This is a genomic window from Heliomicrobium undosum (assembly GCF_009877425.1).
Taxonomy (GTDB): Bacteria; Bacillota; Desulfitobacteriia; order Heliobacteriales; family Heliobacteriaceae; genus Heliomicrobium; species Heliomicrobium undosum.
Genome location: NZ_WXEY01000014.1, coordinates 1 through 19983, shown reverse-complemented (window position 1 = coordinate 19983; position 19983 = coordinate 1). Strand labels below are relative to the sequence as shown.

Sequence of the window (19983 nt, the reverse complement as noted above, 5' to 3'; positions counted from 1 at the left end):
TTAGCCCTTCAACTGTGCGTCAAGGAAATCGAGAACCTTTTTCACATTTTCATCCTTCGAAAACTGGGGATCGCCATGTCCGGCTCCCTGGAGCAATTCCAAGACAACCTTTTCTTTGCCCAACACGTTCTCTAGGCGTTTCGCAAAGTTCACCGACTGTTCCGTTGGCACCAGTTTGTCTTCTGTGCCATGTTGGATGAAAAAGGGCGGATCATCCGGTGTGATGTATGTCTCGGGGTTGGCCGCCTTCACCAACTCGGGCGCTTCCGTGATCTGCTTCCCGATCAGCTTGGACTCAAAGGAATCGGCGTTGTTGTGGTTGGGCGTTCCCTTCCCGCTAACACGGAATTGATCATCCATCTTGAGAAAATCGACCGGCCCAAACCAATCGACAACTGCCTTCACCTGGCTCGACTGTTCCGGATTGCCTAAAGTAAGGTCTTCCAGGTCTTTGACGTGGGCAGAGGTGCCCGCCAAGGCAGAGAGGTTGCCGCCAGCCGACCCTCCCCAGACAGCGATCTTGTCGGGATTCAGTTGATACCGCTCGGCATTTGCGCGAATCCAGCGAATCGCCGCTTTGATGTCATTGATCTGTTTTGGAAATTGGGCTTCTCCACTCAAACGATAGTTTACACCGACGACTGCATAGCCTCGATTGAGCCCTTCCAACATAGGCGTAAGCTGTCCATCGGCCTTATCGCCAAACATGAATCCGCCGCCATGAATCGAAAGAATGACGGGAAAGGGTCCCTTCCCCTCATTGGGCAGGTAGATATCCAGCTTTTGGGCATCCGACAGGTTCGCATAGGGCACATCGAGCCACTTCTGTTTGATATGGGCTGTATTCGCTTTTTCCATTTCCCCACCTGTAGGCGGGGCTGGCATATTGCCCTTTTCTTTGCCCGGTGCGACTTTGCTGCTTTCGCTCGCTATGGTTTCCGGCGTTTTCGATGATAGTCCACATCCAGCGATCACGCTGGCGCTCAAAATCGCCGTCGCCAACAAGGCGACGGCCTTCACTGTTCCTTTTTTCATCAGGCGCCTCCACTCCAATCTCTGCCGCAAATTCTGTTTTTTATCGGCATCTTTTTTGTAACATGTATTTCTGAAAAGGAAATGAAAATTGATTCGCCCCTTTTTACAACTTGTATTTCCCCATCAGCATCGTCAACTGTTCCGCTTCTTGACTCAACCGCTCCACCGCAAGGACCACATCTTGCAACGAATCTTTTGATTGCTCCGAACCCTGCGCAATTTCCATTGTGCTGGCTGTGCTTTCTTCAACGGAAGCCGCCACCGATTCTATGGCGGTCGCAACCTCTTCCACCGCTTGGTGCGCCTTATGAGAACCATCGGCGATCGCCTGGACTACCTGGAAGAATTCCTGCGCATCTTGTTGATACTGGAGGCTGATATTCAGGAACTTTTCATAGTCCACATTGACATCGCTGTTCACAAACTGCAGCAACTGGTTCGCATTGGCGATCAACTCTTCTATCGCGAGCAGCACCTGATGGGTCAACTGCTGGATACCGCCGACAGCCGTCGAAGACGCTGTCGCCAGCTTGCGCACCTCTTCTGCGACAACAGCAAAGCCTCTGCCCTGTTCGCCGGCACGAGCCGCTTCAATGGCCGCATTCAGCGAGAGCAGGTTGGTTTGCTCTGCAATGTTCGATATGGAATCGGCCAAGCCCGATATCTGGGTGATCACACGGGCTTCATGGAGCGACTGTTCCAATTTCTGCTTGAGCGCAGCAAAGGTATCCTGAGCTTTGCGATGGGCTTGCTTCACATTCTGTCCGATCTCCTGCGCCTTTTGGTCGACCGCCATGGACTTCCCCTGCACCTCTCTGGCAAGTTGGCTCATCTTCTGCATAATCCCTTGCGTTTCCACACTGGAAGCCGCCACTTCCTCTGTCGTGGCCGACATGGCTTCCATGGATGAGGCAACCTCGCCGGTCGAAGCGATGATCTCTTCCGTCATGGCAGAGTAATTCTCGGCCAGCGCCGAGAGTTGGCGCGACGATTCGGACAGTGTATGAGATGTCATGCTGATCTGCTGGAGCACCGCTCGAACATTCTCGACTCCCTTTTGATTGGCACGAGCCAGTTTTCCGAGTTCATCCTTCCGCCTAGTGAACGCTTCCGGCACATCGGAAGAGAAATCCCCTTCCGCAACCGCTTCATTGAAAGCCACGCAACTTTCAATGGGTTTGATGATCGAACGAATCGCCACGTACACAGCGCCGACAATCAATAGAATCCCTACGGCGCTTAGAACAAGCACCGTCATCGCAGCAGAACGGGATTCGGCCATAATCGCTTCCATCGGGAAGGCCAGCGCAAAAGACCAGGGCGTCTGGGTGCTGCCCATTTTAATCGGGACGAAGACCTTGAAGATCTCCCCCTTTTGATCTGGAAATTCGCTGATCGCCTTGTGTTCTTTTCCCGATTGAATGGCCTGCACAATCGCATCTACGTCTTTTGAATCATCCATATCGCGAATATTTTTCCCCAGCCATGTCTCATCTGGATGAGTGATAAAACTCCCCTTGTTGGACAAGGTCATCACATGGCCGCCACCGGGGACTTGAATGTCTTTAACGAGGCTTTGCAAGGACGCCAATAAGAAGTCGACACCGGCGGTCCCAACTACCTTTCCGCCCACCTTGATCGGAACGACAGCCGAGGTCATCAGATAGTCCTTCCCATCGACCGTATACGGATAGGGTTCCAACACCGTCTCTTCCCCGCTATTTTTCGCCAATAAGTAGTAATCGCCAGCGCCCGGTTTATCGTAGTCAACAAGCATCTCCATCTTTACGCTGCCTCCGGAGCGATACCAGTAGGGGATGAAGCGCCCCGTCGCGTCATGGCCTGGCTGATTGCGAAAGAGATGGTCCTGCTGATCAAAAGCATCCGGTTCAAAACATAGCCAGACGCCAAAAAAGTTCGGGCTATGTTTCAACACGCTAGAGAGGATATCATTCGCTTGCTGGCGGGTGATGCGCTTCGTGCTTTCGCCAACCCCTTCAAAAGAATGGGCCATCGTCCGCGCCGCATCAAGGGCAAGCTCCATTTCGGCTTTGATGATATTGGCTTCTTCTTTTCCGAGATGCTCTGCCAACTGCTCCGCGTTGGCCTGGGCAACCGATTGTGACCGATAGGCGACAAAGCCGATCAAACTGATGAAAATGAGCAATGTCGGCAACAGGACAAGGACCAGTGTCTTCTGTAACAGCGATGAACTGTTCATCTGCGCCTCACCGTTCCTTTCTGTGGTCGCGAATATCACTCGTTGTAACAAATTGTGTGTTGATAAGTTTCCACTACTAGCAAAAAAACTCCTTCATAGTCTTGGCAATTTTGAAAGATAAAAAGACCGGAGGGAATCTTCCCCCCGGTCAGTGCAGCATGCCGCTGCGGACAAGGCATTTTCAGCTTTCTGCTTGAAGAATGGCGATATCGATGTCAGAGGATGGACGTTCCTGGAATCGGGACCAGGAACCAAAAAAGAAAACCTGTATTCGATAAGAACTTAGATTTTCCTTCAAGATGGTATCAGTCATCGCGGAGAAGCGTTCACGTTCCATACCAATTCCACACCTCAAGACGGTTCATTCCATCGTTCAAGTTCCATTTTACACACTTTCCCATATTTTTAGCAAGTTAGTGCTCCTAATGTGGCCGAACTTTACATTCCCTAGGTCCACTCTTGAATTGTCCAAATAATGGTAGTCCTTGCTATCGTAAAGCCTCTCCTGAGCCAGCAGTTTTGTCCGCTCATTCCAGGGGCTGAACCCAGAGCTTGCTCTCCCCCTTTTCAGAGATGGTCGAGTAGGCGATTTGTCGGCTGGACGGGGCCCAAGAGATATTTCTGATTTGATAGTGCACCGAACTGGCGAACCGGTCCTGTCCAGACTTCCGATCACGGATATATACGGTCATTTCGTGCCTGTACGGTTCCTGCTCTTCGACCCGCAGCGCATAGGCGATGCGCTCGTTCGAGCGATCCATGATCATCCCGCACTTATTGCGCTCATCATCCAGGTTGGTCATGGTCCCCGTCCCGGTGTCGATGAGCATGGAAAGGGTCTGTATGTAGTCGCTTTGCCCACAGAGGATCTGCCGATTATCGTTCAGCCATTGGGTGTAGCCCACATCGGGGATAGGGAAGAACTGGTGGCCCGTTCCATTAGGCTGGATGACGCCAAGGCCCTCGGTTCCTTCGTAGAGGCACAGGATGTAGAGCAACTGACTGTCGTCATTCGACCATTTCGGGGAAAAAGGGGCTTTGACATGCAGGTCCTGCCCGGTTCTTTTCACCAATAGCTTCCGGTTGGACAGATCGGTGTCAGCGACATTCAAGCCTCTATCGTCACAAAAAACAAGCCGTTGCCCATCGCTCGACAGGTCACTTCCCCTCGTTGAAGGCGGCAAGCGGATCACCCGCTGCGGTTGGAGTGTTGTTTTATCGAAGATCGTGATTTTATCCCGGCCCAGGAAAGCGAAAGCGTCGTCCTTCAGGTGCTTCAGGGTCATTTCGTAGCCCGTTTCGTCTTTTCCCTGATAGAAGAGGGTCAGTTTTTTCTGTTGCAGGTCATAGATGTAGAGGGAGGCCGTAAGCTGGTCATCTTCGCTGTCTTGGAGGCCGACGACCAGCCGTCCCTCATCAAGCCAGTCGACGAGAAATACCCCCATGAGTGCTGGTGGGAGAGAAACCTCCATGGCGCGGTTCATGGGGAATGCTTGCGATAGCTCATTTTGGTTCAAGGCAGTATTTTTGCTCGGCCCGGCAGGCGCTTGTGTTGGTCCCACTGGCTCTTGCTTTGGCGCAGCGAACTCTTGTTCTGGCGCAAAAGCCTCTTCTATTGGCACTCCGCCGGGGTGCGCCGTTTGGCTCAAACAGGCGGATGTGGTGTGGGAGATCAGGAGCAGGCATATGAACAGCAAGCCGCGCTTGATTGACATGGACTCCAAGACAGGCGTCGGTAACAGCATGGGCGCCATTCCCCTTTCCACTGTGCGCTTGATGATCCCTCTCCGGAGGGAGAAATCCTAAAGGGATGGTTCCCCCCCGGCGTCGCAGATCGACTACAATTCAAGCTCAAAAGCAGTATCACCATCAAAACGAACAACTGCATCATCTAGACCAAATGCTTGAGCCAAGATCACCCTTATCGATTGGAATTTTTTCTCTCGTCCTAAAGTCAACCAACTGACTTTTGATGTTTTGGGCGAAATTTCATTTTTTCTAGTTCATCATTCATTCGACAATTTTAGGACTACTTCTTTCTCTGATTAACGACCTTGTGCCGCCCTCTTCCGACAGACTGGCGTCTGTCAAGGGACGCCGAAGGCGGGGCGCAGCCCTTGCCCTTGACAGGCGCCAGTCTGTATGAGATTCTCTGAAAGGCGGTGACGGCGGGTCGCAGCATCGATCGGGTATGTGTTGTCTTGACAGAGAAATCCGTCAAGTTTCGGAAATTAACATCGTCTATTTCTGGACGTTATAACTTAGCTGTAACACCCTGTTGATATTTTTCGAAACGACGAAGATAGATGCCTTCCGTTGTACAAATTTTCTCCAAAAAAGCAATTGCTTTCTCATCACCAATATATAACGGCACAATTAACCCATTTAGCCAGAACATTGTGTCAATATCTTTAAACACTAAAACAGAAAACAAATTATCCATCAAACCTAAGTCAATTAGAATTTCTAACTTTTTTAATTCCTTTGATAAACGGTATGCATCTTTTTCGGCAACTATTTTATTAAGTAATTGAAATCTTTTTTTCGTTAATACGCCGGAATAAATGTTGATATTCTGATCAAACAAAGTTGTTCTTACATTAACATTATAATAAGCCCACAATATCCTTATGATTTTTTTTATTTTCGACATCTCATTCTTATATTCCCTTTTGTTATCAGCATAAATAAGCTCAACTTGATTATATGAGTCAACCCCTCTAATTAACCTTGGCACATAATCAAGGTAAAAACACTTTTCTGGATACAAATCGCTTATTTCAGAAAAGTCAGGATAAATATTATTGTCTTTCAAAATCAGATCAATCGACAATTTTTAGCAACTCCTTGGTAGAAAAATTCTCCATATAGTTCGTCAAATAATCCCTGTAATTCCTTCTTCGATCAAGCATATTTCTAGTATCGTTGTTAGCACAATGCATCACTTGTGTGTATTATCCTGGGAACGTTTTTATTAAGTGAATGACTTAAAAACTTAAGCCTCTCGCCATTGAACGTTATTATTGTCTCAGCGTTATTTTCCGTTCAACTCAACAACAGTTCGTCTGAAATCTAAAAAGGAACAAAATACGAAACCAGCCAATAATTCAAAAAGTGTCTTTTTCCAGCGTAATCATGTAATATGATATCAACTCATGATTACGCTGGTATAACAGGGAGGTCCTCCCCCTCGTGGATGTCGATTTGCGTTTATTGGACATGCCCATCTTCTCCGGCCTGGACCGGGTCGACCGGGCCAAATTGCTGCCTGAGTTTGAAGAAGTACGGTTCCCGGCGGGCCATGTCGTCTTTCACGAAGGCGATCCGGGCGATTCCTTGTACCTGATCATATCGGGATCAGTCACCGTCTATCGCGAACCGGTCGATGGACATGCCCCTCGCGTCCTGGCTCAGTATGACGCCCATGATTGTTTCGGCGAGATGGCCTTGTTAACGGGTGATCCCCGGACCGTCACGGCGAAGACCATCACCCCTTGCCGGCTGGCGCGATTGTCCAAGGAACGTTTCGACGATCTGCTACAACAGCATCACCGTCTCGCCATCGACTTTACCAAGCTGCTTTCAAATCGCCTGGCCCGTTACTCCGGACATGACAGAGACTTGCAGCAGACGATCGCTGAAGAGATCGCCGTCGATGCCGTCTATGACGGCAATGGATATTCTGAGGAAGCGTTGACGCAAAGACGGCAGCCTTCCGCCACGCTGGAGCTTCCTTCCCCATCCGGGGGCGGCGCCTGGATACATAAACTGAAACAATCGAAAACACTGGCTCTCCTTGGCTTCACTGCATTATCTGTGACGCTGCTTTCTTTCCTCCTCCATTCGCTAGGGATGCAGCCCGCTCATATCGCCATGTTGCAGATCATCGCCGCCGCCGCCCTCTTTTGGTCCTTCGACCTCTTTTCTCCCCACGCCATCGCCCTGTGCCTGCCACTGGCGGCCGTCTTGCTGCAAGCGACGACGCCGGCTGTCGCCTTTTCCGGTTTTTCTCATTCATCGTGGTTTCTTATCCTCGGCGTGTCGGCCCTCACCGCCGGGATATCGCGCACCGGGCTGATGTACCGGTTGGCGCTGCTGGTGATGAAGCGCTTTCCGCCCAACTACGGTGGGCAAACCCTGGCTTGGGCGATCACAGGCGCCCTGCTGACGCCGGTGATTCCATCATCGAACGCACGCGTGGCCCTGATGACGCCCCTGCTGATTGCCTTGGGAGAAACGCTGCGGCTTCCCGCCCGCAGCAACGCCTCCGTTGGTCTATCGATGAGTTGCCTACTCGGATTCGGCCACATGTCCTTCCTGTTCCTAAATGGCGCGGCGGTGTGCTATCTGATCCTGGGGCTTCTCCCCCATCATGAGGCGCAAGCGATGCCCTATCAGACTTGGTTCCTCCATGCGGTGCCCTTGGCTTTGCCTTTTTTCATCCTATCTTTACTGGCGGTTCTGCTCCTGTTCCCCCACAAGGAACCGCTACAGATCCACCCGGAGATGATCGACGCGCAACTGACCATCCTCGGCCCGTTGACGCGCGAGGAGAAGGTGTGCCTGCTGGCGACCTCCTTCTCGCTCATCGGCTTTTTGACTCAGTCCTGGCATCATATTGACAGCGCCTGGGTCGCCCTCGTTAGTTTCCTCATCCTCTATGCCGGCGCTGTGTTGAACGACAAAACGATCCGCTCCGGCATCGATTGGGGCTTTCTGATCACCTTCGGATCGATGCTGGGGTTCGGAAACGCCATGAAACAGACCGGTTTGACCGATGCGCTGTCTCAACTGCTGCAACCGATGTTGCAAATGGTCATGGGCAATCAGTTGGTCTTTTTGCTGGCCGTTGCCGTCTATATCTATCTGCTGCGGTTCGTGCTGCCCATCACGCCGGCCTTGCTCGTCGGCATGTTGACGGTGACGCCTCTCTGTGAGGCGATGCAGATCGATCCCATTGCAGCCGGTCTGATCCTGCTGCTGTCCAGCAATACATGGGTGTTGCCGAACCAAAACGCCATGTACTTTTCCATGCTGGACGGCACCGATGAAAAATTGTTCAACCATGATCAGACACGCCGCTTGGCGATTCTCTACGGTCTGATCTGTCTGGTTTCCGTATGCGCCGCCGTGCCGTTTTGGGAGATGGCCGGATTGATCTATTAGACTCCCGTTCCGCTACATATGCGTTCCATTCGTTGTGCCTGTTGTATTGTCTGTTGTTTAGTCCCTATTGTGTTGTCTCTGTTGTATTGTGTGTGCCTGTTGCTTCATAAAAATAGCAAAAGAATAGCAAGAAGCCGTCTCCCTCAAACAAACGCAGGAGACGGCTTCTTCATTGGACGCAGAATTTGAATCAGGAGCAGGAGAACTCATTTCATGAGGAACCGAAGAGAAGTCGGCCCCGAACAAAATCTCGTCATCGCAGATCATCCGTCTTGTAAAACCCTATTGATGATCCTCTCCACATAATCATATCTCTCATCGTCTTCCTGAAAGTAGACGTTATACCTCTCCAGATCTCGCGGCGATATGTTCTCGTCCCATCCGCGATCCTGGATTGTGTGAAAGGGCGTCGACGTGACGATGAAGGAATGCAATCGAATCCTGGGATCGCCCAACCGTCGCTCGATCTCCTTGATCGACTCGGCAAAGTGGATCTTGGGGTCTCTCGGACCATTCGACCAGACCAATCCCTTCGGATCGATGAAGACGATGTGCTCCTTGTCTCCATGGAAGAGCCAGAGGATAAAATCGGGGTAGAAGTTATCGGCTTCAAAAAAGCCAAGTCCGCGCCCCCGGCTTTGATTCCGGAGCAGGTACAGTTCTTTGTCACGGAAGAAACTCGCCTTCGCCTGATAACACTGTTCGATGTGGCGGACGAGCCTGCGCTCCCCATCGTTCAAAGCGACGGGGCTGACTTGAAAGGTTTCCGTTTCCACATGGATCAAGGGCTGATAGAGATGCCGTTTCGATAGAATCGTTTGAAAACCGCCCAGTCTCACCTCGGCCAAATTCTTGGCCCGGATGTCAGAGGCCAGTTGGGTCAACTGTCGGACCGCCTCACCGGCGCCGTCAAAATCCTGGCGCACCCTGACCTCATACTCGGCCAAGAAGTTCCCCGGCTTGCCTCGCTTCGCCCGGCTCGCTTCATATTCATCGAGTCCCACGTACTCTAAGTGCTGGCTGTCGTAGGCCGCCTTCTTGACGTAGTAGAAACGGTCGCAGTACCTTTTGAGCAATGCCGCCGCGATTTCCTGCCAGAGGCGCACACGGGTAAAATCGCCCGGTCGCAGCAGGTCGGGGGGAATCTGGAGGATATACCAATCGGTCCGCGCCAGCAACTGCTCCACGATTCCACGGGGAATCGTCAGGTTATGGTAGCCCCGCTCCCTTTTATGCCGCAAGAGTTCGAAGTAGAGGGCGTCAACATCGAGAAAAGCGGTGTTCGCTTCTCCCAACTTTCCCTCTCCCAACTTCGCTTGCCTTAGTTCTCGCGTTACTGACGCATCTATCAAATCTTTCGCTACTGTCGCGCCCGTCGGGCCTATCGCGCTTGTCGCGCTTGTCGCCCCTGTCGCGCCCCTCCACTCCTCTTCCCCTGCTCCACCCGCCGGAAAGCCGTAAGCTTTCCTTTTGCTCTGCATGGCTTGAACCTTCGGGTACCAGTTGAGAACGATGGGCCGCCGCAGCAGGCGTTCATCGGGCAGCGACAAGAGCGGGTTTTCGCCGCGCCTTTTGAAGTCCGCCTCGTCACGGATCTGCAAGAATGTCAATGGCCGCTTGCTCCGTTGCCGGATGACCGGCAGTGCGACCGGGTCGGTCCACTCCCGGCCTTTGGTTACCCCGTCGGCTTCCAGGTGTTCGTTAAATTGCTCCATGTAATCGGCCCGGACCCCGAACACATGGAGAGTCTCCAGCGTCTCCAGCCATTTCGGCGCTTTTTCTCCGGGAAGGCGGCTGCTGCGCTTGAGGGAGAACCCTTTGCCCTTCAATCGGACGCCGCGACCGAACAGTTGAATGATTTCCGGACCTTCGCCGGCGCCCACATACATGAGGCCCATCGTGCTGACCCGCCAACTGTTCCAGCCCTCGGTAAACTTTTTCGAGCCGATGAGCACATTAATCGGCGAGTCCTTCTCATCGATGCGGCGAAAGAGGGAACCGGTGAAGTCATTCGTCTCGAAGGGAAGACCCTGTGTTTCGCAAAGGGCCAGCAGCGCAGGCGCGTCGCCCACGTTGATCACCCCAAAATAACCGCCATTGCCGAAGCGAAGGCCGATTTCCCCGTCGGCTTTTTTCAGGTTCTCCACATGCATCGTCGCCCCGGCTGTATCGGTATGAAAGAGCAACCGCAGCATGTCTTCATAGAGCCGTTCTACGCTCCAGCCCAGGCTTTTCAGATAATTGAAGCGGTGGGCGAAGAGATCCCGCTTGTCCGAGCCATGCAGACCGGTCTGTCCGGAGAGCAACTGCCGCAAATCGCTTTTGGCGTGCCCAGGCGCACCGACAAACGCCTTCAAAAACAACAGCGTGTCCAGCACATCGGAGACCTGGCGCTTGTTCTCTTTCCGCACAGCCGTCACCTTGCCGCCCACGAAAACGAGCAGCGGTTTTTCCAGCAGGTATCGGGCCGCTTCCTTCGGTTTGTCGGCAAACAGGCGCAGTTGCTGGTAATAGACGAGCAGGCAGGCCGTCAGGTAGCGGCGGCGCATCATCTCGTCACGCTCATCGGCAAGGTTCAGGATCGCAAATTCCTTGCCAAAGCCGTCATCGTAGAAGTAGCGATAGCGGTAATCGAAGAGGATGCACTTGGCGTATTCCTGGACAAGTTCTCGTTTCGCGGAGGCTTTCATGGCCTGGCCGAAGGTGGCCGAATACTCGAAAGAGAAGCCTTGTTCGCACAGCCTGTCTCGTTTGGGCTTCCAGTCATCGCCGCCGGCGCCGCGGTGGCCTTCATCGACGAGCACCAGGTTGTTGCCCTCAAAAGCGCCCACGGGGACCGTCTTGACCATGGCGGTCCCCTTCTTTTCCCGTTCATCCTGCAATTTGTAGATGTCGATGATGTCGACCTGTTGGCCCTTGAAGGCGCCGCCATCGCTTTTCGCGAAGAGGCTCGCCGCCAGACCGGACAGGTGCAGCTCCTTTTCGTGCTGGCGAGAGAGGCCCTCGTTCGGCGTCAACAGAATGATCCGGTTCAACCGTTCTTCCCGGCCGCGCAGTTTCAGATAGTGCAGGTACTGAAGGATGTTGACGTGCATCAACAGGGTCTTGCCGGAGCCGGTGGCGCTCCAGAAGGCCAACTTGCGCAGGTCTTCAGGCTGATAGGGAGCGATTTGGTCGCCATCAACCTTTCCCGCGTTGAAGGCGTCGACAAAGGCGTTCAATTCCTTCAGGAGGCTTTCGGGATCGCTGAAGTACCGGTCCAGGTAGATTTCGGTGAAGAGCAGGGCGAGGTATTGAAAGTACTTCCAGTAGACGCGCTTTTCCCGTCGTTCCTGAATGGCCAGGGTGTGCCGGACGATGTTCTGGTCATACTGGAGCAACTGTTCGCGCTGTATGGGAGCGTGGTCGGGCAGGCGGTTGCTTAGGAAGTGATGAAAGCGGGTGATGTTATCGTCGTCCCATTGTTCCAGCCGGGGCTCTTTCATCCCTGTGACGGCATCGATCATAAATCCCTGCCGGTCTTTGGGCACACCGACCAAATCGGCCAGATCGCGACAGCCGAAGAGTTGGAACATGTAGCGGTTGAGGACCAGGCGCTGTTCAAAGGGCAGCGTCGCTTTGTCTTTCAGGGCTGCGCCGCGGCCTTTGCCCCTGCCTTTTCCCCTGCCTTTGCCACTACCTTTCGGGGAGCGGTTCTGCACACCGGATGTCTTGGCCATGACCGCCCTCCTCAGTAGCTTTGATCGTCAAACATGCCTTTCAGGAAGGCTTCTTCGATGGAAAAGACCCTCCAGGCATGGTCGCCGGGTCTGTGGAGCGCCAGGTTGTTGTCGCCATTGACATAGATGCGGTCAAAGGCGGCGGCACCGTTGCCGTAGTTATCGACAAAATAAGCGTCCAATGCGGCATTGTCCCGGGCCATATCGCCCGTCAGGGTGCGCCAGATGACGAGGACGCGGTGACCGTCGGGCGTCTCCCCTTCGATGGCCTGGAAGAGGTACTCCGCCTGATCCAGGCAATAGCCCTCGCGGGCCTTCTGCCGGTTCACTTTCAACCCCAATACGTAGTGGAAAGTCTCCACCAGATCCACATGGACGAACTGAAATTCGCCGTCGCGGTGGATTTTCAACTTGTAAGCAAAGGGATTGGCGAATCCATCGATATTGAGCAAAGATGGGCTGCCTTGTGTTTCCACATCCAGCATGTACTCGAGGAGATAGCTCTCTCTAAATTCCTCGTTGCCGTCGAGCAGGCTCTGCTGCACCGCCGTCTGAGGGCGGATCTGCAGGTTGTTCAAGGCGTCTTCATAGGATTCGAGACGGATGTACTTGAACATATGGCTGGCGCCCTGCCGCGAGAGGGGCTTGCCGTTTTTCCAGTCCTTGGAGTAGATCGCCTTCTGCAGGCGCGGTTTCGTCACCGTGTGAAAATACTCGCCCATTTCGATGAGGATGTACTTGCGCGCTCCCTGATCCTCCCGGTTCAGGTTGATGACCCCATGGCCTGTCGTCCCGCTTCCGGCAAAATAGTCCAGGACCATTCCCGACCTGTCGTCGTGAAAGGCGACGGCAAGGGTATCTTGCACCGTATGGATCGATTTCGGGTAGGAAAATAGAGCGGTCGCCTCTTCACCAAAGAGCCCCTGCAACAACTTCGTGCCGTACTCACTGGCGTCATATTTGGCGTCTGCCCACAAGGAACGCATGACGCCCGTGTCCTTGTGAAAGATGACCTGCCATGCGCTTCTGCCCTTTTTGATCTCCAGTTTGTCAAGAATCCGCTCCACCGAGTTGCGCGCGTATCTCCATTTCTTTTCATTGCCCGATTCGTCAATCGGCCAGATCTCGATGGTTCCGTCTGCCCTGCACACATTCGCACCGGCGGGATGGAAGGCGTCATCAGGCACATCGCCGATGGCGACGATCTTTTCATTTTTCACGATAAAGGGATAAAAACAGGTCCTCGCGTCCGTTCGGTCCGACTCGGTTCCGCTGTCGCGCAGCGTTCTCGAATTGATCTCCCCTCGCTTGACATCGGCCAGATACTTCTGCTCGTCGCTCGGATAGATGAAGTAGGCAAATTCGTGCACATAGGACACGTTTTTTCCCTGCTGGCCCCGGGGGTTGTGGACGATGGGAACGCAGACCTTCCTGTAATCGGGAAAGACCTGGCTGATGATCTGTCCCAATACCTCTTGTTCCACCTCGTCGATGGCGATGACCTGGACGCCGTCTTCCCGCAGATAGTTCTTGCCCAGTTGCAGCCGATCGAACATCATGGACAGCCATGATGAATGCTTGTAACTGTTCTTATATAATATCTCGCTCGACTTGGCGTTATAGGGCGGATCGATATAGACGCATTTTACCTGTTCTCTATACTTCGCCTGCAATAACTGCAAGGCTTGAAAATTGTCGCCGTGAACGAGCAATCCGTCCAACCGGTCATCGAACGAGTCGAAGGAAGCGACCAGTCGCTGCGCAAAGTCCTCTTTGAAAAGGGCGGTGTCCACGACCAGATAGGGGTTGGCGCGGAGGAACGCGAACGTCACCGGCTCTGCATACCCTTCCAACTCGTCGATGACGAAGAGTTTTTTCCATTCCCCGATCTGCTTTGTGTTGTTGATCACTTCTTCGAGCAGTTCATCGGGGAGCCTGTCCACGGTTACGCAGTAGTGGGTTTCCAGGACAAACTTTTTCTTCAGCCACACCCTTTTCTGGAAATCTTCGATCTGCGCCAGGAACTGAATGATCTTGTAACCCACGTCCTTGACGACCCGGATCTTCGCCAACGTCGTTTCCAGCGGCAGTTCTCCCTCGGTGTTGAGGTCATCGAGACGCATGATCTCGTTTTTGATGTAAAAGTCCAATTCCTGACGGAGAAAGCCGCCCAAATCCTTATGGATAAAGTAATCGAAGCTGTTTTTGGCGGTAAAAATGTTCAGATGCTTTTCCAGCAAGGCGCGTTCGGAAGGGCGGTCAGAAGCGCTTGCGGCAAGGCCTTGGGAAGCGCTCTCAGATGGCGCCGGCTGGAAAAGTTTGTCCCATTTCCCCTGCCAAGGCGCTTCGGCCAGCAGGGCTCGCAACGTAGATAGGGTCGCCTCATTGAGTTCCTGCTGTTTCTTGCTGTTTGGAAAGTACGCAAAGCGGATGATCAGGTCGCCGCCCGCTTCTTGGAGGGGCGCTTCGCTGCAAAGGGCGAAGCGGCGTTCCTTGCCCTTTGCTTCTTTATTATTGTCACGCTCTACGTCAGCCCCGGTAATGCGAAAGTGCACCTTTTTTCCTGAGGGCACTTTGAATGTGTAGTGGCTCAAGTCTTCGGCCGATTTGACATAGTACTGATCGGCATTGGCCCAGTACAGTTTCACTTCCTCACCTTGGTAAGGAAGGGCGTACACCCCTTCTTTGTAACGACGCTGGGCGATAAAGTCGCCTTTGTCATAGTAGCGGCTGAAAAAGTCGGCCAGGTGAGCGTAAACCTCTTGTTCAAAGGCATCCCCATCGATCGCCTGCTTTCGAGCGGCCAACCCAATGGCGCCCCCTACGACCGCCTGTGTTTGGACGGCCGATTTCTCGACCAGCAGCCGCTGGCCTTCATCATTCGCAGTATATTTGCTCAATGCCTGCTTGATTTGCGGGAGCAGGTCATTGTTGAAAAACTTTTCTACTTCGGCGCGTTTTACATTCATGATGCGGTAAATACCGAAATCCAGGTCGGCCCGGTCTAACTGAAGCATCTGCGACAAAATCCGTTTGAGTTTTTGGTAGGCCTTGCTCATGAAGGTCTCCTTTCATCGAATAGGAGTAAGAATTGTACCTTTTCGAGTTTCGGCCCCGATTCTCCTCCCCATGGTTCGACAGGCCAATGAGGCCGGAATACAACATTAAGGGCCATCAACGGCGCTTTTGGACATTGGAAATTTATTGTTATTTTCCTGCGTAATCATGTAATATGAAATCAAACCGGTAGTTGGGAGTGGATCTACTTTATGGACGTAGATATACGATCGCTGGATATCCCCATCTTCTCCGGTTTGGACCGCATCCACCGGGCCAAGTTGTTGCCTGAGTTCGAAGAGGTGCAGTACCCGGCAGGCTATGTGATATTTCATGAAGGCGATCCGGGCGATTCCTTGTACATTATCTTGTCGGGATCAGTGTCCGTCTTTCGCGCCCCCCCTGATGGTCAAGCTCCAGTCATTCTCGCCGAGTTTGGCGAGAATGACTGTTTCGGCGAAATGGCCCTGCTGACCGCTGTTCCCCGGACCGCTACGGTGAAGACGATGACGCCGTGCCGGCTGGCCCGCTTATCCAAGGGGCGTTTCGACTACCTGTTGCATGAGCATCACAGCCTGGCCATCGCCATCGCAAAATTGCTGTCCAAGCGTTTGGCCGCCCAGTCCGGCCATGATGTGGACACCCAACCGGATCATCAGGAAACGGCCGCCTCCGCAGAGCCTGTTGCCGGGCATCCGGAGGCCGCGATTGCTCAGGATCGACAAACCTCCCCGACAGCCCTTCTTCCTCTCTGTTCCCTTGGCGCCCTCTGGGGCGGTTTGTTCAAAAACCGCAAGCCACTGGCGTTGCTTCTCTTCACCGCCTTTGTGGAGATTATCCTTCATTTCCTCCTCCAGTCCGCCGGGATGAAGGCGTCCCATACCGCCTTGTTGCAGATCATCGCCGCAGCCGCGCTGTTCTGGTCCTTCAACCTCTACTCTCCCCACGCCGTCGCCTTGTGTTTGCCCCTGGCTGCCGTCTTGCTGCAGGCGACGACGCCGAATATCGCCTTTTCCGGTTTTTCTCACTCATCGTGGTTTCTGATTCTTGGCGTTTCAGCGCTGACGGCGGGGATCTCACGAACGGGTCTGATGTACCGGTTGGCGCTACTGGTGATGAAGCGGTTTCCGCCCAACTACGGCGGTCAAACCCTAGCTTGGGCGATCACAGGCATGGTGCTGACACCGGTGATCCCATCATCGAATGGCCGTGTGACCCTCGTCGCGCCCATGTTGGCCGCTTTGGGAGAAACCCTGCGCCTTCCAGGCGGCAGCAGCGCTTCCGTCGGGCTGGCGATGAGCTGCCTGCTCGGATTCGGCCACATGTCCTTCCTGTTTATGAACGGCGCTGCCGTCTGTTACGTGATCCTGGGGTTGCTTCCCCAGGACGTAGCGCAATCGGTATCTTATCAGACCTGGTTCTTCCATGCTGCGCCGCTCGGTTTCGCCTTTTTTATTCTTTCCTTTCTGGCGATTCTGCTGATGTTTCCGCACAAGGAGGGCTTGCAGATCCAACCGACGATGATCGAGGCGCAACTGAAAGTCCTGGGTCCCTTAACCCGCGAGGAAAAGGTGTGCCTGCTGGCGACCTCCTTCTCCCTGATCGGCTTTCTGACCCAGACCTGGCATCACATCGACGGCGCCTGGATCTCCCTGGTCAGCTTCCTCATCCTCTATGTGGGTGCTGTCCTCACCGATAAAACCATCCGTTCCGGCATCGATTGGGGCTTTCTGATCACTTTCGGCTCCATGGTCGGATTCGGAAACGCCATGAAATCCACCGGTTTGACCGACACCTTATCCCACCTACTGCAACCGTTGTTAAAGACGGTCATGGACAGCCAGTTGGTCTTCCTGTTAGCCGTCGCTGTGTATCTCTATCTGCTTCGCTTTGTCTTGCCCATTACCCCTGCCCTGCTCGTAGGCATGTTAACGGTGACACCGCTCTGTGAGGCCATGCATCTCAATCCGGTTGTGGTCGGTATCATCATGCTGCTGGCCAGCAACCCCTGGGTATTGCCGAGCCAAAACGCCATGTACCTGTCCATGGTGGAGGGAACAGACCAAAAAATGTTCAGACATGAGCAAACACGCGGCTTAGCGATTGTCTATGGCGTGATCTGTCTGCTTTCCATTTGTGTCGCCGTGCCGTACTGGGAAACGGTGGGGTTGATTTATTGAGAACCGTTGGACGTTGGAACGTTGGAACAAAAATCGGATGAAAAAAAGACCGTCAGCTCGAAACTGACGGTCTTCGCTTATCTTGGCGCCTGGTTCTCTGACCAGTCTTACCCTTGAGGACACACCACGTTGACGACAGACCCTGTCGATGTCACAGGGGTTAGCGAAAGAGTTGTTTTAACTCAGCGATCAGCGTCTTCAGGTTGAGAGCGAAGTGGCCGAGGACAAAGGCCGCCATCCCAAAGCCCAGCCAGATATGCAGGTCCTTCAGCACAGGCACGTTCATTCCCAGGAACGTCCAGCCTTTCGCGGCCACAGGACCATGGGGGGCGACGAACAAACCGATGCCGGTTACGGTGACGATTAGACCAAGCAGGGCCAGCGCACTGGAAATGACGCCTTTAACTTTACTGATCGCTGAGCGTCCGGCGGCGCTGCCCTCGACGCTCAGGTTTGGAAGCGATTGATTGGTGATGGAACTCATGTTTGAAACCTCCCAGATTTTCGTTGTTTCCTTCTGTGCTATTAATGTACCAGAGGAAACTGAAATGCATCTGAAAGGTTTGTGTAGAATTTGTGAATCCTTCGGATTCCGGGGCAGCGTTTACTCCACCCGAAACCGCTCTACTGCGCGTCGCAGCGACCGAGCCATCTCGCTGTTCTGCCCCGTGCCGACAGCCATGTTTTCCATGGTTGCGGCGATCTCGTTCGCTGCCGAGAGCACAGTCGCCGCATTCTCCGCCGGCGCTTCGACCTCTTTGGCCACCTGGCTGATGTAGGCAACAACCCTCTCCAGGCCGGTTACCTGCTCGATCGTGACACCGGCGATCTGCTGGATATCGTTGACCGTACCGGTGACGGCCTCAATGATTTCTGTGATGGCTTTGCCTGCCTGTTCGGCGATGCGGACGCCTTCTTCCACCTCAACACAGTTGGAGCGGTTCGCCGCCACAGCCCGGAGGGTCGTCTCCAAGATTCTCTGCACCAGGGCGATGACCTCTTTGGCTTCATTGTTGGAGCGCTCCGCTAAGATGCGCACCTCTTCGGCGACAACGGCAAAACCTCGCCCGGCCTCGCCGGCGCGGGCGGCTTCGATGGCGGCGTTTAAGGCCAGCAGGTTCGTCTGGCTGGCGATGCCGGTGATGGTCTGGCTGATCTGGTCGATCTGCTGGGTGAACTGATCGAGCGTCTTTAACATCTGTTCCGTATCAAGGGTCTTTTCTCGGATATTATCCATTTTGGCGACGAGCCCTTTGACCGTTGCACTGCTGTTCATCGCCGTGGTCAGCGTTCCCTGTGACTTCGACGCGGCTGAAAGGGACCGCTGCTTGGAAATCTCGTTTTGAGCGGAAAACTTCTGGATTTCCCGGGATATGTTCGCCACAGACGCCTTGGAATTGTCCGTGCCTTTCGCCAGTTCCTTGACGGAATGGGTGATCCCCGACGCCGCCACCGCCACTTCTTCTGAAGAGGCAGCCAATTCTTCCATCGTCGACGATAGTTGCACCGCCGAATCGCGGACAGTGCGGACTATTTGTCGTTGATTGGCCACCATGCTGTTGAAGGAATCGATCAGTTCACCGATCTCGTCCTTGGACAGGACGTCCATGGACAGCGTCAGGTCCCCCCCGGCGACCTCTTTTGTGAGCGCCTGCAGTTGCCGCACCTGGACCTTGAGGGTCCGGTACAGGGCGCTGAAGAAGTACAGAGCGAGCAACATGCCAGCGACGAAGGCGAGGAGGGTCATGTTTTTCTTGGCCCCGTACTTGTCAATCCGCTGGTCGATCAAACCGGTCAGGGCCTGCGAGTGGCCCTGATGCAACTCGATACATTGGGTGATCCCCGATGTCAGGGAGTTGATCGCTTCCCGGGGCAGTTGCGCCACTCGACCTGGTGTGACAACCTGGCTATGCACCTGGAGCAGCGCATTCTTCACAGTCGACAGGGTGGCGCTGTCGCCTCTTTCCAAGACTTCCTTCATGGCAGGATTTTCCCCGTAGACGACGGCGAGACCGCTCTTCTCGTTTTCCAGCAAACCCTCGGTTTCCGCGATCAGGTAGATGAGCGCGACTCGCTGCTCATTGGAAAGGTCTTGCCCGACCGGCAGGGATGTCACAAAGTCCCTGACTTCAACCAGTTTTACGACGATGTTGGGCAACTTGTTGACGACGGAATCCATCAGATAGTAGCTGTCCAGTTCGGGATCGAGGATGAGGTTGGATGCATCGCCCACATGGGCGATCAAGGCGACGAGTTCATCCAATGACTGTTTTGGCTTCGCTTCCTGCCGGTGTTTTTTCCATTCGGACCAAATCTCCCGGGTTTTCAGAATGTGGCCCGATTGGTTATCAAACCGATCCACCTGGGCTATGGCCGCCTCGATGTTAGGTGTTGGGTTCGCCTTATTGGGCGGGGACAGCGGTCTAGAAGGGTCCATTGACAGCGAAGAGCCCTGCGATTGCGAAGGGGGTGCCGACGGTGATGGGGCAGACTGATTCACGATGGAACCGAGCAACGCCACCAGGGCGTTATTGTATTCCACGCCGATGTTTTCCTTTTTATTAAAATCGATCTGATCGAAAAACTGTCCCATGGCCAGATACAT

Annotated in this window: 10 protein-coding genes; 2 read left to right on the top strand and 8 right to left on the bottom strand. The window is 53.7% G+C overall.

Annotated elements, in window-relative coordinates; genetic code table 11:
- The 4 genes from GTO91_RS12130 to GTO91_RS12115 all read right to left on the bottom strand — a co-directional run bounded on the left by GTO91_RS12130 (position 1) and on the right by GTO91_RS12115 (position 6089).
- A complete protein-coding gene (locus tag GTO91_RS12130; protein WP_207709021.1) occupies positions 1-1035 on the bottom strand; it encodes an alpha/beta hydrolase in 1035 nt (344 codons plus the stop codon).
- Between the two features lie 103 nt (positions 1036-1138).
- A complete protein-coding gene (locus GTO91_RS12125) occupies positions 1139-3256 on the bottom strand; it encodes a methyl-accepting chemotaxis protein (protein WP_161258992.1) in 2118 nt (705 codons plus the stop codon).
- 527 nt (positions 3257-3783) lie between these two features.
- Positions 3784-4740, bottom strand: coding sequence for a TolB-like translocation protein (locus tag GTO91_RS12120; RefSeq protein ID WP_161258991.1), 957 nt, complete (start codon positions 4738-4740; stop codon positions 3784-3786).
- Positions 4741-5510: 770 nt separating this feature from the next.
- Positions 5511-6089, bottom strand: a complete 579-nt coding sequence (locus GTO91_RS12115; protein WP_161258990.1) for a hypothetical protein — start codon at positions 6087-6089, stop codon at positions 5511-5513.
- A gap of 359 nt (positions 6090-6448) precedes the next feature.
- Between GTO91_RS12115 and GTO91_RS12110 the strand changes: the two genes are divergently transcribed.
- Positions 6449-8422 (top strand): SLC13 family permease, encoded by a 1974-nt coding sequence (locus tag GTO91_RS12110; RefSeq protein WP_161258989.1) that lies wholly within the window; start codon positions 6449-6451, stop codon positions 8420-8422.
- Positions 8423-8685: 263 nt separating this feature from the next.
- Here the strand turns inward: GTO91_RS12110 and GTO91_RS12105 are convergent, their stop codons facing one another.
- Both GTO91_RS12105 and GTO91_RS12100 read right to left on the bottom strand, forming a co-directional pair.
- On the bottom strand, positions 8686-12141 hold the full coding sequence (locus tag GTO91_RS12105) for a DEAD/DEAH box helicase family protein (protein ID WP_161258988.1): 3456 nt from the start codon (positions 12139-12141) through the stop codon (positions 8686-8688).
- Positions 12142-12152: 11 nt separating this feature from the next.
- A complete protein-coding gene (locus GTO91_RS12100) occupies positions 12153-15200 on the bottom strand; it encodes a site-specific DNA-methyltransferase (RefSeq protein ID WP_161258987.1) in 3048 nt (1015 codons plus the stop codon).
- A 210-nt stretch (positions 15201-15410) separates the two neighbouring features.
- Between GTO91_RS12100 and GTO91_RS12095 the strand changes: the two genes are divergently transcribed.
- Positions 15411-17378, top strand: coding sequence for an SLC13 family permease (locus tag GTO91_RS12095; protein WP_161258986.1), 1968 nt, complete (start codon positions 15411-15413; stop codon positions 17376-17378).
- Positions 17379-17538: 160 nt separating this feature from the next.
- Here GTO91_RS12095 and GTO91_RS12090 read toward each other — a convergent pair whose 3' ends face one another.
- On the bottom strand, positions 17539-17862 hold the full coding sequence (locus GTO91_RS12090) for a DUF4405 domain-containing protein (protein ID WP_161258985.1): 324 nt from the start codon (positions 17860-17862) through the stop codon (positions 17539-17541).
- Positions 17863-17982: 120 nt separating this feature from the next.
- A partial coding sequence (locus GTO91_RS12085; RefSeq protein WP_161258984.1) for a methyl-accepting chemotaxis protein occupies positions 17983-19983 on the bottom strand: 2001 nt, incomplete at its 5' end.